At 62.3% G+C, this 14,233-nt stretch carries 11 protein-coding genes; 5 read left to right on the top strand and 6 right to left on the bottom strand.

Going from position 1 to position 14,233, the window contains the following annotated elements; translation table 11 throughout:
* From ACFFUC_RS17345 to ACFFUC_RS17330, 4 genes are read right to left on the bottom strand one after another with little or no spacing between them, the layout of a single operon-like run.
* Positions 1–975, bottom strand: a complete 975-nt coding sequence (locus ACFFUC_RS17345; RefSeq protein ID WP_377688158.1) for an ABC transporter permease — start codon at positions 973–975, stop codon at positions 1–3.
* Positions 972–2,441: a carnitine 3-dehydrogenase gene (locus ACFFUC_RS17340; protein ID WP_377688157.1), complete on the bottom strand. Its 1,470-nt coding sequence runs from the start codon at positions 2,439–2,441 to the stop codon at positions 972–974. The genes ACFFUC_RS17345 and ACFFUC_RS17340 overlap by 4 nt, the downstream gene beginning before the upstream one ends.
* Positions 2,438–3,988, bottom strand: a complete 1,551-nt coding sequence (locus ACFFUC_RS17335) for an ABC transporter substrate-binding protein (RefSeq protein WP_377688156.1) — start codon at positions 3,986–3,988, stop codon at positions 2,438–2,440. The genes ACFFUC_RS17340 and ACFFUC_RS17335 overlap by 4 nt, the downstream gene beginning before the upstream one ends.
* A gap of 27 nt (positions 3,989–4,015) precedes the next feature.
* Positions 4,016–4,903, bottom strand: a complete 888-nt coding sequence (locus ACFFUC_RS17330; RefSeq protein WP_377688155.1) for a beta-keto acid cleavage family enzyme — start codon at positions 4,901–4,903, stop codon at positions 4,016–4,018.
* A 92-nt stretch (positions 4,904–4,995) separates the two neighbouring features.
* On the opposite strand from ACFFUC_RS17330, the gene ACFFUC_RS17325 reads away from it, so the two are divergent.
* Positions 4,996–5,961 (top strand): GlxA family transcriptional regulator, encoded by a 966-nt coding sequence (locus ACFFUC_RS17325; RefSeq protein WP_377688153.1) that lies wholly within the window; start codon positions 4,996–4,998, stop codon positions 5,959–5,961.
* Between the two features lie 6 nt (positions 5,962–5,967).
* Here ACFFUC_RS17325 and ACFFUC_RS17320 read toward each other — a convergent pair whose 3' ends face one another.
* Positions 5,968–6,747: a carnitinyl-CoA dehydratase gene (locus ACFFUC_RS17320; RefSeq protein ID WP_377688152.1), complete on the bottom strand. Its 780-nt coding sequence runs from the start codon at positions 6,745–6,747 to the stop codon at positions 5,968–5,970.
* Positions 6,748–7,211: 464 nt separating this feature from the next.
* Here ACFFUC_RS17320 and purU point away from each other — a divergent pair, with 464 nt between their 5' ends.
* The 3 genes from purU (at position 7,212) to ACFFUC_RS17305 (ending at position 10,473) form a co-directional block, all read left to right on the top strand.
* Positions 7,212–8,096, top strand: a complete 885-nt coding sequence (gene purU, locus ACFFUC_RS17315) for a formyltetrahydrofolate deformylase (protein ID WP_377688151.1) — start codon at positions 7,212–7,214, stop codon at positions 8,094–8,096.
* A 34-nt stretch (positions 8,097–8,130) separates the two neighbouring features.
* A complete protein-coding gene (gene folD, locus ACFFUC_RS17310) occupies positions 8,131–9,021 on the top strand; it encodes a bifunctional methylenetetrahydrofolate dehydrogenase/methenyltetrahydrofolate cyclohydrolase FolD (protein ID WP_377688150.1) in 891 nt (296 codons plus the stop codon).
* Positions 9,022–9,129: 108 nt separating this feature from the next.
* Positions 9,130–10,473 carry a trimethylamine monooxygenase gene (locus tag ACFFUC_RS17305; protein ID WP_377688149.1) on the top strand — a complete coding sequence of 448 codons (1,344 nt, stop codon included), beginning with the start codon at positions 9,130–9,132 and terminating at the stop codon, positions 10,471–10,473.
* A 92-nt stretch (positions 10,474–10,565) separates the two neighbouring features.
* On the opposite strand, the gene glnT is transcribed toward ACFFUC_RS17305, so the two are convergent.
* On the bottom strand, positions 10,566–11,873 hold the full coding sequence (gene glnT, locus ACFFUC_RS17300; protein ID WP_377688148.1) for a type III glutamate--ammonia ligase: 1,308 nt from the start codon (positions 11,871–11,873) through the stop codon (positions 10,566–10,568).
* A gap of 389 nt (positions 11,874–12,262) precedes the next feature.
* On the opposite strand from glnT, the gene ACFFUC_RS17295 reads away from it, so the two are divergent.
* Positions 12,263–14,083 (top strand): trimethylamine N-oxide permease, encoded by a 1,821-nt coding sequence (locus tag ACFFUC_RS17295; protein WP_377688146.1) that lies wholly within the window; start codon positions 12,263–12,265, stop codon positions 14,081–14,083.
* Positions 14,084–14,233: the final 150 nt, after the last annotated feature.

Genomic DNA, 14,233 nt, shown 5'->3' with positions numbered 1-14,233 from the left:
TTACCTCGGATGCAGCAGGCGCGGGTTGGTGGCGATGGCCAGCACATCCGCGAGCAGGTTGAGCAGGATATAGACAGCGGCAAAGATCAGCGCGCAGGCCTGTACCACCGGCATGTCGCGGTTGGTCACGCTGTCGACCATCAGCTGGCCCATGCCGGGATAAACGAAAACCACTTCGACGATGACGACGCCGGTGATGAGCCACGCGATATTGAGTGCGATCACGTTGATGATCGGCGCGAGCGCATTGGGCAAAGCGTGGAAGGCAATGACGCGCCACGGGCTCACGCCCTTGAGCCGCGCCATGGCGATATAGGGCGCGCCCAGAACGTTGACGACCGCCGCCCGCGTCATGCGCATCATATGCGCCGTCACGACGAGAACCAGCGTGATTGCGGGCAGGAAGGTGCGCGAGAGCATCTCGGAGAGGCCCGCGCCGGGCGAGATGCTCGCCATCGAGGGAAACCAGCCCAGTTTGACCGACAGCCAGAACATCAGCAGATAGGCGATGAAGAATTCCGGAAAGGAAATCGCGCTGAGGCTGAGGATATTGACGATGCGGTCGAACCAGCCGCCACGCCACAAAGCGGCCAGAAGGCCCAGCCCCACCGCCAGCGGCACCGCGATCACGGCAGCATAGGCGGCGAGAAACATCGTATTGCCCAGACGCCCGGCCAGCAGTTCCGAAACCGGCCGGCCATTGGCAAGGGAATTGCCGAAATCGCCCTGAAGCACCCCCGCGATCCAGCCGAAATAGCGTTGGATCAAGGGCTGGTCGAGGCCGAGCTCGTCGCGGAAAGCGGTGACGGCCTCGGGCGTGGCATTCCGCCCGAGGACCTGTTCGGCAATGTCTCCCGGCAGCATGGAAACCGCCAGAAAGACCAGAACCGAGATGATGAACAGCGTGAAGACACCGATACCAAGCCGCGTCAGAATCATGTGTTTCAGGGCGCTGCTTGATCGGGTCTCACTCATGCGGCGGCCTCCCTCTGGCCGATGCGGCGAATGCCGGCACCTGCCGCTTCGGGCGCGGGCAGCGCCAGATCAAGCGCCGCGATCCGCGCGAAAGCCGCCTCGAGGTCGCCGCTCATGGCAACCGCGCGCCCTTCCTTGGTATCGACATGCAATAGCATATGTTCTCCTGTCGCGACGATGGTTCCATCTTCCCTGAGGATGCTGTGGAACAGGCGGAACTTTTTGGCATCATAGCCCAAAAGTCTGGTCTCCACCTTCAGCCTATCGCCGCCCGAAGCTTCTGCAAGATGGCGGATGTGACTTTCGACCGTATAGGCCGAAAAGCCGCCCGCACGGTAATCGGCGTCCAGCCCGACATGGATCATGAAGGCGTCGGTCGCATCGCCCAGCACCTGCAAATAGCGGAACTCGGTCATATGTCCGTTGTAATCAAGCCATTCGCCGCTGACGCTCGCGCGGTGAAGCTGGAGCGGATAGCCCGAGGGCGCAGCAACCTCGCGGGCATAAAAGCGGTTTTCCATCTCCTGAAGGTTCTGCCCTGCGCCCCAGTTGTTGGCCTTGAGCGCTTGGAAAATTCCGATCAGGTTGTCGTCGCGGATGCGTTCCAGCTCGCGGATCGAATGCATCCCCGATTGCGCATCCGATTGATCCGCGATCATGCCGACGAGCCGGTCGTCGAGCTCGGGCACATCCATCAGTTTCGTCCACGGCCATTTCAGCGCGGGGCCGAATTGTGCGAGGAAATGCTTCATCCCCGCCTCGCCGCCCGCGATGCGGTAGGTCTCGAACAGGCCCATTTGCGCCCAACGAAGGCCGAAGCCGAAGCGGATGATGTCGTCGATTTCCTCGGTCGTGGCGATGCCGTCATTGACCAGCCAAAGCGCCTCGCGCCACACCGCTTCCAGCAGGCGGTCGCCGATATGGGCGTCGATCTCCCGCGCGATCGAGACGGGTTTCATCCCGACCTGCGACAAAAGATCGGTCGCACGCCGCGCCGCATCGGCCCCGTCGCCGCTGCCGCCGACAATCTCGACCACCGGCAGAAGATAAACGGGGTTGAACGGGTGTGCGACAAGGATGCGTTCGGGATGGCGCGCACCTTCGCGCAGCTCCGAGGGTTTGAAGCCCGAGGTCGACGAGCCGATCACGGCATCCGCGGGGGCTGCGGCCTCTATCTCGGACAGGATCTTGTGTTTGAGATCCAGCCGCTCGGGCACGCTTTCCTGAATGTAATCGGCATCCTTGACCGCATCGGCGATGCTGTCGCACCAGATGATGCGGCCCGCCTCGGGAAGGGGTGCTTGGTAAAGCTTGCCCCATGCTCGAGAGGCGTTCCCCATGACCTCGCCGACGATGCGGGCCGCCTCGGGATGGGGGTCGAAGACTCGCACGTCATGGCCCGCGAGGATGAATCTTGCGATCCATCCCCCGCCGATAACCCCGCCGCCGATTGCTGCGATTTTCATGCTGCCCACCACCGTTCCACAATTTTCCAGCCGTCGAAGAAGCGGTCTCCCGCCACCGGCCCATGCGCGACCTTGTCGTTCTTGGCGTCGACATAGTTGACGAAGACCGGAATGATCGTGCCGCCGTCTTCCGACACGATCGCCTGCATCTCGTGATACATCTCGCGGCGTTTCGCATCGTCGAGCTCGGTCCGCGCGGTGATCAGAAGCTGGTTGAACTTCTCGTTTTCCCAGAAGCTCTCGTTCCATTCCGCGCCGGATGCATAAGTGAGGCTGAACATATCGTCCTCGGTCGGGCGGCCGTTCCAGTAGCCCATGCAGAAGGGCTTCTTCATCCAGACATTCGTCCAGTAATTGTCTTCCGGCTCGCGCTTGACGGTGACGTTGATGCCGCAGGCCTTGGCCGATTGCTGGAAGAGCTGCGCCGCATTGACCGCGCCGGTAAAGGCGGTTTCCGAGGTCGACAGGTCGATGTCGAGACTGTCCATCCCCGCCTGTTTGAGGTGGAACTTCGCCTTGTCGGGGTCGTAGCTATGCTGCGGCAGATCGGCCGCATAATAGCGGTTCGCGGGCGTGATCGGGGTATCGTTGGCGACCTTGCCGTAGCCGTGCAGGATCTTTTCGAGGAATTCCTCGCGGTTGATCGCATATTTCAGCGCAAGGCGGACGTTGTTGTCGTTGAGCGGCGCGCCGTTCGTCAGCATCGGCATGGTGTAATGCGCGGTGCCGGTGGTCTCGACCAGCGAGATGCCGGGACGGCGTTTGAGCAGACCGACCGTCGCCAGATCGGGGGCGTTGATCACATCGACCTCGCCGGTCATCAGCGCGTTCTGGCGCGCGGTCGGGTCCGAGATCGCGATGATCTCGACCGTCTCGAACCATGCGCGGTCCTTTTTGAAGTAATCGCCGCGCCGCTTCAGCGAGACCCGCACGCCCGGATCGTGATGTTCGAGCGTATAGCCGCCCGTGCCCAGACCCGATTGCCAGTTCATCGTGCCGTCTTCGTTGGCGGGCATGATGAGATAGTGGTAATCGGCGGTGATGGTCGCGAAATCGGCATTGCCCGAATTCAGCTCGAAGACCACGGTGTGATCGCCATCGGCGCGGATGTCCTTGACCTGTTCCAGCGGGCCTTTCGCGCCCGATTTGCTGGCCTCGCCGCGATGGTGGTTGAACGAGGCGATCACGTCTTTCGCCGTCACGGCCTTGCCGTCGCCGAAAGTCGCATCGCTGCGGATCTTGAAGGTCCAGATCACCGCGCCCGCATCCGGCTCGACGCTTTCGGCAAGATCGGGAACGGCCTTGCCGGTATGGTCGATCTCGACCAGCGTGTTGCAGACCGCGAGCATGCCGATGATCACCGGCCCCGACAAAAACAGCGCCGGATCAAGCGTATCCGAGGTCGCCGCCCCCGACATCCCGATCCGCATCGAGCCGCCGACTTTGGGCTGCGCCTCTTGGGCGGCTACGCCGTAAGGCAGCAGCAGCCCCGCGGCGGTGGCGGCGACGGTTCCGGCCAAAAGGCCGCGTCTGGTCAAATTGGTCATCGTGCTTCTCCCTGTTTTGCCCGTCCTTTAGCGGCGGGTCAGTTTAAGCTTTTCGCGCACCTCGGCGGGCGTCATGATCCGGCAGCCCATATTGGTCAGAATGGTGCCCGCGCGGTCGACCAGATCGCCGTTCGAGGCCAGAACCCCGCGATCGAGCCAGATATTATCCTCGAGACCCACGCGGACATGACCGCCCGCCAGCGCCGCCTGCGCGACATAGGGCATCTGCATCCGCCCGATCGAGAACATCGAATAGGTCCAGCCGGCGGGGATGTTGTTGACCATCGCCATCAGCGAATTGGGATCGGCCGGCGCGCCATAGGGAATGCCCATGCAGAGCTGGATCATCACCGGATCGTCGATCAACCCCTCGTCGACCAGCGTTTTGGCGAGCCAGAGATGGCCGGTGTCGAAAGCCTCGATCTCGGGGCGCACGCCTGCGGCCTGAATGCGCCGCGCCATTGCGCGCAGCATGCCGGGCGTGTTGGTCATGACGTAATCGGCTTCGGCGAAATTCATCGTGCCGCAGTCAAGCGTGCAGATCTCGGGCAGAAGCTCTTCGACATGGACCAGACGCTCGGTCGCGCCGACCATATCTGTGCCGGGGCCAAGCGGCAGCGGGCTTTCCACGTCGCCCAGAATGATGTCGCCGCCCATGCCTGCCGTCAGGTTCAAAACGACATCCGTATCCGAGGAACGCACGCGCTCAACCACTTCGCGGTAAAGCGCGGGATCGCGCGAGGGCGTGCCGGTTTCGGGATCGCGGACATGGACATGGGCAATTGCCGCGCCAGCCTTGGCGGCCTCGATACAGGCTTCGGCGATCTGTTTGGGCGAGCGCGGAACCTTGTCCGATTTGAGATGGCTCTGGCCCGATCCGGTCACGGCACAGGTAATGAAAACGTCGCGGTTCATGGTGGCTCCGGCAGGTAAAGGCTTTGTCGTTAACCTTGAGCGTAGAGGCTTTCAGGCATTGTGATTTGCATTGTCAGCCTTATCATTTGCCTATGACGCCAGAATCGCCCTTCCATTTAACTTTTCTTGTGTTCGACGGTTTCTCGAACATGATCCTTGCCTGCGCGATCGAACCCTTGCGTGCAGCCCGCGATATTTCAGGCAAGCGCCTGTTTTCATGGCAGATTGCGACAATGGACGGCCAGCCTGCGACCAGTTCGTCGCGGCTTTCGCTGGCGGCGGACCTTTCGGCGGACCGGATCGGGGCCACGGATGCGCTGGTCGTGGTGACGGGATACGGCGCGCGCGACCATATGAGCCGCGCCGCGACCCAGATCATCCGGCGCAAATCGCGCGGCCTGCCGCTGACCGTGGGGCTTGATACCGGCGCCTGGCTGATGGCGGGGGCGGGGCTGCTGACCGGACGGCGCGCGACGATCCACTGGATGGAGCTCGATGCTTTCGCCGAGACCTTCCTCGACGTAGACTCGCTGACCACGCCCTGGGTGCAGGACGGCGATTGCGTGACCTGCGGCGGCGCGGGCGGGGTGCTCGACTGGACGCTTTCGCTGATCAGCGGGCGCGGAGACGAGGCGCTCAGCTTTGATGTCGCCAATATGTTCGGCCGGATCGCCGCGACCTCCGGCCCCTATGACAGCCCCGTCGATTACCCGCCCGCCGTGCCGCGGATGATGGATCTCGGCCTGCCGCCCGCACTGCAACGCGCGGTCAAGGCGATGCGCGAGACTGCCGACACGCCCCTGCCCCTGCCCGACATCGCCGAGATCGCCGCCGTTTCCCTGCGCACGCTCGACCGCATGTTCATGGCGACCTTACAGATGCCGGCGGGGCGCTATTACCGGCTGATCCGGCTGTCGCATGCCCGCGCGCTGGCGATGGATACGCGACTTACTTTGGCCGAGATTGCGGCGCGCACGGGCTTTGCCTCCTCGGCCACGCTCGCGCGCGCCTATCGCAGCCAATATGGCGAAACGATCGGCGCAGCGCGGCAGGGCTAGCGCGGCCTAGCGGCCCTTCCAGATCGGATCGCGCTTTTCGGCAAAGGCGCGCGCCCCTTCGAGCTGATCCTCGGAGCGGTGCAGCACCTCGACCGTTTCGAACTGGTTGCGCGCGATTCGTGCCATCGCATCGACGAATTTCATATCCTCGGCCTCGCGCACGATTTCCTTGATCGCGGCGAAAACCAGCGGCGGCCCCGAGGCGAGCTCGTCGGCCAGTTTGCGCGCCTCGGTCATCAATTGGTCGGCGGGAACGACGCGGTTGATCATGCCCCAGCGCGCGGCCTCGTCGGCCTGCATCCAGCGGCCGGTCAGCAGCATTTCCATCGCGATATGATAGGGGATACGCTTGGGCAGCCGGATCGAGGCGGCATCGGCAACCGTGCCCGAACGAATCTCGGGCAGGGCGAAGCTCGCATGGTCGGCCGCGATGATCATGTCGCCCGAAAGCGCGACCTCGAGTCCGCCGCCGCAGCAGATCCCGTTCACCGCCATGATGACGGGCTTGTTCATCCCGCGCAGCTCCTGCAATCCGCCAAAGCCGCCGACGCCGTAATCGCCCTCGACCGAGGCACCTTCGGCCGCCGCCTTCAGATCCCAACCGGGGCAAAAGAATTTGTCGCCCGCGCCGGTCAAGATCGCGACGCGAAGTGTGGGATCATCGCGGAAACGGGTGAAGACCTCGCCCATCAGGCGGCTGGTCGCAAGGTCGATCGCATTGGCTTTGGGGCGGTCGAGCGTGACCTCGAGGACGGCACCACGGATCTCGGTACGGACGGGATTCATCGTTTCTCCTTCGGGGGTTGGGGGATCAGGGCCGGCCCTTCGGCGCGCGCCTTTCTGCCTGAAGGCAGGACCCGCATGATGCTGGCATCTTCGGACGCGCTTTGTCGAGAGGGCTCTTCGGGCGCCCCTGCCGCCCCTGCGGGGACCATAGAGGCTCATGCAGGGCCATGTCGCGTTTGGCGCGATTTGCGCCGTATCCGCCGCCCGCGAGCGAAAGTTAACGCTTTACGACTTCAGTGGTCTTGCACTTTGCGCAGAGTTGGCATTGGTGCACGACAGCCGCGGATCAGGCTCGGGACGGGAGCAAAGACCAAAGAATGAGAGGAAAGTCTTTTTCTTGACAGTTTAAAGACCGTCTCCGCACAGTTGGGGTACATCAAGGTTCGCCACCAAGACCAGACCTTGTGCCGTACCCGGACGTGAGCCGAAACAGACACGATCACAGAAGTTTTCAGGAGCCGAAGATGGCCGACCAAGTGCTGACCGTAACCTGCCCCGCCCGTCGGGGAATCGTTGCCGCGATTTCCGGCATGTTGGCCGCCAACGGCTGCAACATCACCGATAGCGCCCAGTATGACGATCAGGAAAACGACCGCTTCTTCACGCGCGTCAGCTTCCGCTCCGAAGAGGGCAAAAGCGCCGCCGAGCTGCGCGAGGCCTTCGAGCCGATCGCGGGCGAATTCGACATGCAGTGGCAGCTGCACGAGACCAACGAGAAGATGAAGGTTCTTCTGATGGTCTCGAATTTCGGCCATTGCCTCAACGACCTCTTGTACCGCTGGCAGATCGGCGCGCTGCCGATCGACATCGTCGGCGTGATCTCCAACCACATGACCTACCAGAAGGTCGTCGTGAACCACGACATCCCCTTCCACTACATCAAGGTCACCAAGGACAACAAACCCGAAGCCGAAGCCAAGATGCTGCAAATCGTCGAGGATACCGGCACCGAGCTGGTGGTTCTGGCGCGCTACATGCAGATCCTCTCCGATGACCTTTCGCAGAAAATGTCGGGCCGGATCATCAACATCCACCACTCCTTCCTGCCGAGCTTCAAGGGCGCAAACCCTTATAAGCAGGCCTATCAGCGCGGCGTCAAACTGATCGGCGCGACGGCCCATTACGTGACCGCGGACCTCGACGAGGGCCCGATCATCGAGCAGGACATCATCCGTGTCACCCACGCCCAATCGCCCGAGGATTACGTCAGCCTTGGCCGCGATGTCGAAGCGCAGGTGCTCGCTCGCGCGATTCACGCACATATCCACCATCGCGCCTTCGTGAACGGCAATAAGACGGTTGTCTTCCCGTCCAGTTCGGGTGGATACGCTTCCGAACGGATGGGCTGATATCAGGCCCGTCGCAGTCAGCGAGAGAGGGACCATGAGCGCAAGTATCATCGACGGCAAGGCCTTCGCGGCAGGCATTCGGGAAAAGGTCGCGGAGCATGTCGCCCGCATCAAATCCGAAGCCGGCATCACCCCGGGTCTTGCGGTGGTTCTGGTGGGCGAGGATCCTGCAAGCCAGGTCTACGTCCGCTCGAAGGGCAAACAAACGATCGAGGCCGGCATGGCCTCGTTCGAGCACAAGCTGGATGCCTCGACCTCCGAGGAGGTGCTTCTGGCGCTGATCGCGAAACTGAATGCCGATCCGGCCGTCCACGGCATCCTGGTGCAGCTGCCGCTGCCCGATCATCTGAACTCGGATCTGGTCATCAATTCGATCGATCCGGCCAAGGATGTCGACGGTTTCCACATCTCTAACGTGGGCCTTTTGGCCACGGGGCAAAAGGCGATGGTGCCCTGCACCCCGCTGGGTTGCCTTTTGCTGCTGCGCGACCTGATGGGCTCGCTCTCGGGCAAGAATGCGGTGGTGATCGGTCGCTCCAACATCGTCGGCAAGCCGATGGCCCAGCTTCTGCTCGGCGATAGCTGCACCGTGACGATCGCGCATTCGCGCACCAAGGACCTGCCCGATGTCGTGCGCCGTGCCGATATCGTCGTCGCCGCCGTCGGCCGCCCCGAGATGGTCAAGGGCGAATGGATCGCCGAAGGCGCGGTCGTGATCGATGTCGGCATCAACCGCATCGAACGCGACGGCAAGCAGATCCTCGTCGGCGATGTCGATTTCGCCAGCGCCCTGCCGCGTGCCTCGGCAATTACGCCGGTGCCGGGCGGCGTCGGTCCGATGACGATTGCCTGTCTTTTGGCCAATACGGTGACTGCCTGCTGCCGCGCGAACGGTCTGGCCGAGCCCGAGGGCCTCACGATCTGATCCGGTGGGTCGGGCCGCAGCGGTCCGGCCCTCCCCCCTTCGATTTGACTATTTGACAGCCAGCCCAAGCATACACATCCTCGAAAAGGGTGTTGAGGAGGAGTCCACATGACCAAACGAGTTGCTGTGATCGGCGCAGGGCCCTCGGGGCTTGCACAGTTGCGTGCCTTCCAATCCGCCGCCAACAAAGGGGCCGAGATCCCCGAGATCGTCTGTTTCGAGAAACAGGACAATTGGGGCGGGCTGTGGAATTACACATGGCGCACCGGCCTCGACGGCAATGGCGAGCCGGTCCATAGCTCGATGTACCGCTACCTTTGGTCGAACGGCCCGAAAGAGGGTCTCGAATTCGCGGATTATTCCTTCGAAGAGCATTTCGGCAAGCAGATCGCCAGCTACCCGCCGCGCGCCGTGCTGTTCGACTATATCCAGGGGCGCGTCGACAAGGCGGGTGTACGCAAATGGATCCGCTTCTCGACGCCGGTGCGCATGGTCACCTATGACGCGAAATCCGAGAAATTCACCGTCACGGCGCATGATCTGGTCAAGGACCACATGTATACCGAGGAGTTCGACAATGTGATCGTCGCCTCGGGCCATTTCTCGACCCCGAACGCACCGGAATTCCCGGGCTTCACCCGTTTCGGCGGCCGCATCCTCCACGCCCATGATTTCCGCGACGCGATGGAGTTCAAGGGCAAAGATCTGCTGCTGATCGGCACCTCCTATTCGGCCGAGGATATCGGCTCGCAATGCTGGAAATACGGCGCGAATTCGATCACCGTCGCGCACCGCACCCAGCCGATGGGCTTCAAATGGCCCGCGAACTGGAAAGAGGTCCCCATCCTCGAGCGCGTGGACGAAAACACCGCCTATTTCAAGGACGGCAGCAGCCAGAAGATCGACGCGATCATCCTGTGCACCGGCTACAAGCACCATTTCCCCTTCCTGCCCGACGATCTGCGCCTCAAGACCAAGAACCGTCTGGCATCGGCCGATCTCTACAAGGGTGTGGCATATGTCTATAACCCGAAGATGTTCTATCTCGGGATGCAGGACCAGTGGTTCACCTTCAACATGTTTGACGCGCAGGCCTGGTGGGTCCGCGACGCGATCATGGGCAAGATAGCGATCCCGCGCGAAACCGCGACGCTTCTGGCCGATGTCAAAGCCCGCGAGGAAGGCGAGGATGCCGGCGTCGATACCCACGACGCGATCCAGTATCAGGGCGATTACGTCAAGGAACTGATCGCCGAGACGGATTACCCGTCCTTCGATGTCGACGGCGCTTGTGCGGCCTTCTTTGAGTGGAAGGACCACAAGAAGGACGACATCATGGGCTTCCGCAACAAGGCCTACCGCTCGGTCATCACCGGCACGATGGCCCCGATCCACCACACGCCGTGGAAGGATGCGCTGGAAGACACGATGGAAAGCTATCTGCGCAACTGATCGGGCGCAGTCTGAACACCGTCACGCGACCCGCATGAAAATGCGGGTCGTTTGCGTTTTATGGCAATGGCTTGCAGAGGATATCTCTAAGATTAGACATCGAGTGTCTGCTCGTGTTCCCATTCATTGCCGTGCTCGGCGAAACGCTCGCATTCGCGGATTTTCAGCTTGAGATAGGCGCTTGAAAACTCCGGCCCCATCGCCTCCGACAGAAGCGTGTCGGCCTCGTATTGGCGCAAGGCATCGCGCAGATCGGCGGGAAGGCGTGGCGCATCGGTGACGAGATGGCCTTCGGAATGCATGTCGCGCGTGCTCACCGGCCCCGGATCGAGGCTGCGCCGCACCCCGTCCAGTCCCGCGGCAATGATCGCTGCCTGAAGCAAATAGGGGTTCGCGGCACTATCGGGCAGGCGAAACTCGAACCGGCCCGGCGCCGGGACACGAACCATATGGGTGCGGTTGTTGCCCGCCCATGTCACCGAGGCCGGTGCCCAGCTCGATCCGGCATCGGTGCGCGTCATATTGATGCGGCGGTAACTGTTGGCGGTGGGATTGCAGATCGCGGCCAAAGCGGGCGTATGCCGGACGATCCCGCCCAGAAAATGGCGGCCGAGCTGCGACAAGGCCAGCGGCGCTTGCGGGTCGAGAAAGAGGTTCTCTTCGCCTGCGGCATCCCACACCGAGACATGGACATGACAGCCTGAGCCGCTTTTGCCCGCGAAGGGCTTGGGCATGAAACTGGCGCGGATGCCCTGCCTTTCGGCGATCGAGCGCAGCATGAACTTGAAAAACACATGGCGGTCGGCGGTCACGAGCGCATCGTCGAAGCCCCAGTTCATCTCGAACTGGCCATGGGCATCTTCGTGATCGCATTGGTAGGGCCGCCAGCCCATCGTCGTCATATGGGACATCAGCTCGGCGAAAAGATCGTAGCGGCGCATGATGGCCTGCTGGTCGTAACAAGCCTTCTCGGTCCGGTCGAGCGCGTCATGGGGTGCGGTGCCCTCGGCATTGAGCAGGAAGAATTCGGGCTCGACGCCGGTGCGCACCCGCAGGCCGGCCGCCTCGGCCGCGGCAACCAGCCGGCGCAAGACATTGCGCGGTGCCTGGGCGAATTCCTCGCCACCGAGGGCGCAATTGGCGGGAACCCAGGCGATCTCGGGTTGCCAGGGCAGCTGGACGACATGGCTGCAATCGGGAAGGGCCAGAAGATCGGGATGGGCGGCGGACAGGTCGAACCATGTCGCGAAACCGGCAAAGGCCGCCCCCGTTTTGCTCATCTGCCCGATCGCTTCGGTCGGCACCATCTTGGCGCGCTGCACCCCGAAAAGATCGGTGTATGAGATCATGAAATGCTTGACCCCCCGCTTTGCAGCGAAGGCCGCTAGATCCGTCGTCATCTGTCCCACTTGCCCCCCGACAGTTGGATGACGTGATCCTGCACCGAGATTTCACAAGCGGGAAGGGTCGGCCTGACTTGGGGCGCGACTATTTGCCCGCACGGCGGGAATCCCCGCCTCATTCGGGTGATTTTCCCCGCTCCGGCCCCTGCCATTTCACTGCAATCGCGGCAGAGGTTCCGATGCGGCCACCGAAGATGCGCGGAATTTGTCACGCGAATCCCCATAGTTGGCCGCATAATCTGTCAAAGATATGGCTTGCGGCAGGTTGCGGCACCTTGCCGCATTGAACGATTCGCAATTATTTTGACCCACAGGAGAAATTTTTTCTTTGTGGGAAGACGAATCTGCGTCACTCTCGTGACACCAACAGGTGACGGAGCTACGCTATGACGGATTTTCCGCAGCCTTCCAGCACCGGATCGGCACCCACTTTCGCCCGTTCGGAAGGCCAGAACTCCCCTAATGAAATGATGCGCACGCTGAGCTGGCAAGGCGCGTTCTGGGTGGCGGCCGGGGTCCCGCCCCTCGTCCTTTTCTCGATCGGCGGGATTGCGGGGGTCGCCGGAAAGGTGGCCTTCGTCGTCTGGATCGTCTCGATGTGCATGGGCTTTCTGCAAAGCTTCACCTATGCCGAAATGGCTGGCATGTTCGGCAACAAATCGGGGGGAACCTCGGTCTATGGCGCGACGGCATGGATGCGCTATTCCAAACTGGTCGCGCCTCTTTCGGTCTGGTGCAACTGGTTCGCCTGGAGCCCCGTGCTGTCACTGGGCTGCGCGATTGCGGCGGGCTATATCCTCAACGCTTTCTTCCCCGTTCCAGGCGCGGATAGCCCGCAAGTCATGGCCTGGGTTGCGGCCAATGCGGCATCGTTGACCGAGGCGAGCCCGCGCGTTCTCGAATGGCTGGCCGCCAATCCGGGCCAGACGGCGGCGCAAGGCGTCAACGCGCTACTGACCGGCGATGCGATCACGGCGCTGACGCCGGCGGTTCGGGTCTGGGAAGCGGCGCAGATCGGCATTCCGGGTCTCGGAACGCTGCATTTCAATTCGACCTTTGTGGTCGGCGTCGCGCTGATGCTGACAATGTATACGATCCAGAAGCGCGGGATCGGCACGGCGGCCGGTGTGCAGAAGGTCCTCGCGATCATCGTTCTGGTCCCGCTTCTGGCGGCCGGAATCATCCCGATCCTGAACGGCTCGATCAACTGGGATTACGTCACCAATATCGTGCCGCCTGCCGCCGCCTCCTCTCCGGTCGAGGGCTCGTGGAATGTCGGCGGCTGGACGCTGGTTCTGGGCGCGCTCTATATCACCGCCTGGTCGACCTACGGCTTCGAAACCGCGGTTTGCTATACGCGCGAACTCAAGGATCCCAAGACCGATACGTTCAAGGCGATCTTCTATTCGGGCCTGCTCTGCATGCTTTTCTTCATGCTGATCCCCTTCGCCTTTCAGGGGGTCTATGGCCACGAGGGCCTGCTCGCCCCCGCCATTGCCGACGGCAGCGGTATCGGCGAGGCTCTGGGACGGATGATCTCGAATTCGGGGATCGTGATCCATCTCTTTGTTCTGCTGATGATACTCGCGCTGCTGATGTCGATCATGACGGCGGGCGCGGGCTCGTCGCGCACGCTTTATCAGGGCTCGCGCGACGGCTGGCTGCCCAAATACCTCAGCAAAGTGAACGAGAACGGCGCGCCGATCGGGGCAATGCGTCAGGATCTGGTGTTCAACACCTTCCTGCTGGCGCTGGCCTCGGATCCGGGAGGGTATTTCTACGTCCTCGCCATCTCGAACGTAGGCTATCTGATGTTCAACTTCCTCAACCTCAATGCGGGCTGGATCCACCGGATCGACTCGCCGCATCTCGAGCGCCCGTGGAAGGCGCCGACCTGGCTTTTGACGGTCAATACGATGCTGGCTTTCGTCAATGCGGTCTTTCTGGGTGCGGGCGCGAAGGTCTGGGGCTATTCGCAGGCGCTTTGGGCGGGTCTGATCTTTGCTTCCCTGATCATTCCGGTCTTTGCCTATCGCCATTGGGTGACCGACAAGGGCCGCTTCCCGCGCGAAGCGATGGAGGATCTCGGCCTTGATCCGGACGGCGACCTTGGTCCGCGCCGCGCAGGCTTCCTGCCCTATCTGGCGCTGATTGCCGGTCTGGGCGTGGTTTTGTTCTCGAACTGGTTCTTCGTCTCGCCAAGCTGAAGGGCGTGGCGTTCCGCGCGCCCGTGCCCTTTGTCGCGCCTTTTTCAGGCATGGAGCGCCGCCCCTCGCGCTCCCGTGCGCCTGCCCCGCCGGATGTGCGGGGCAGGCCCTTGATTTTTCACGATCCGAGCAAACTGTCCGCAGCTTTCA

Source organism: Paracoccus cavernae (assembly GCF_042430175.1).
Taxonomy (GTDB): Bacteria; Pseudomonadota; Alphaproteobacteria; order Rhodobacterales; family Rhodobacteraceae; genus Paracoccus; species Paracoccus cavernae.
The sequence above is the reverse complement of the archived record's forward strand: the minus strand, read 5'-3'. Positions and strand labels throughout refer to the sequence as shown.

Coding starts and splice junctions, on each gene's coding strand:
- ACFFUC_RS17345 (WP_377688158.1), bottom strand. CDS start 975: ATGAGTGAGACCCGATCAAGCAGCGCCCTGAAACACATGATTCTGACG.
- ACFFUC_RS17340 (WP_377688157.1), bottom strand. CDS start 2,441: ATGAAAATCGCAGCAATCGGCGGCGGGGTTATCGGCGGGGGATGGATC.
- ACFFUC_RS17335 (WP_377688156.1), bottom strand. CDS start 3,988: ATGACCAATTTGACCAGACGCGGCCTTTTGGCCGGAACCGTCGCCGCC.
- ACFFUC_RS17330 (WP_377688155.1), bottom strand. CDS start 4,903: ATGAACCGCGACGTTTTCATTACCTGTGCCGTGACCGGATCGGGCCAG.
- ACFFUC_RS17325 (WP_377688153.1), top strand. CDS start 4,996: ATGACGCCAGAATCGCCCTTCCATTTAACTTTTCTTGTGTTCGACGGT.
- ACFFUC_RS17320 (WP_377688152.1), bottom strand. CDS start 6,747: ATGAATCCCGTCCGTACCGAGATCCGTGGTGCCGTCCTCGAGGTCACG.
- purU (WP_377688151.1), top strand. CDS start 7,212: ATGGCCGACCAAGTGCTGACCGTAACCTGCCCCGCCCGTCGGGGAATC.
- folD (WP_377688150.1), top strand. CDS start 8,131: ATGAGCGCAAGTATCATCGACGGCAAGGCCTTCGCGGCAGGCATTCGG.
- ACFFUC_RS17305 (WP_377688149.1), top strand. CDS start 9,130: ATGACCAAACGAGTTGCTGTGATCGGCGCAGGGCCCTCGGGGCTTGCA.
- glnT (WP_377688148.1), bottom strand. CDS start 11,873: ATGACGACGGATCTAGCGGCCTTCGCTGCAAAGCGGGGGGTCAAGCAT.
- ACFFUC_RS17295 (WP_377688146.1), top strand. CDS start 12,263: ATGACGGATTTTCCGCAGCCTTCCAGCACCGGATCGGCACCCACTTTC.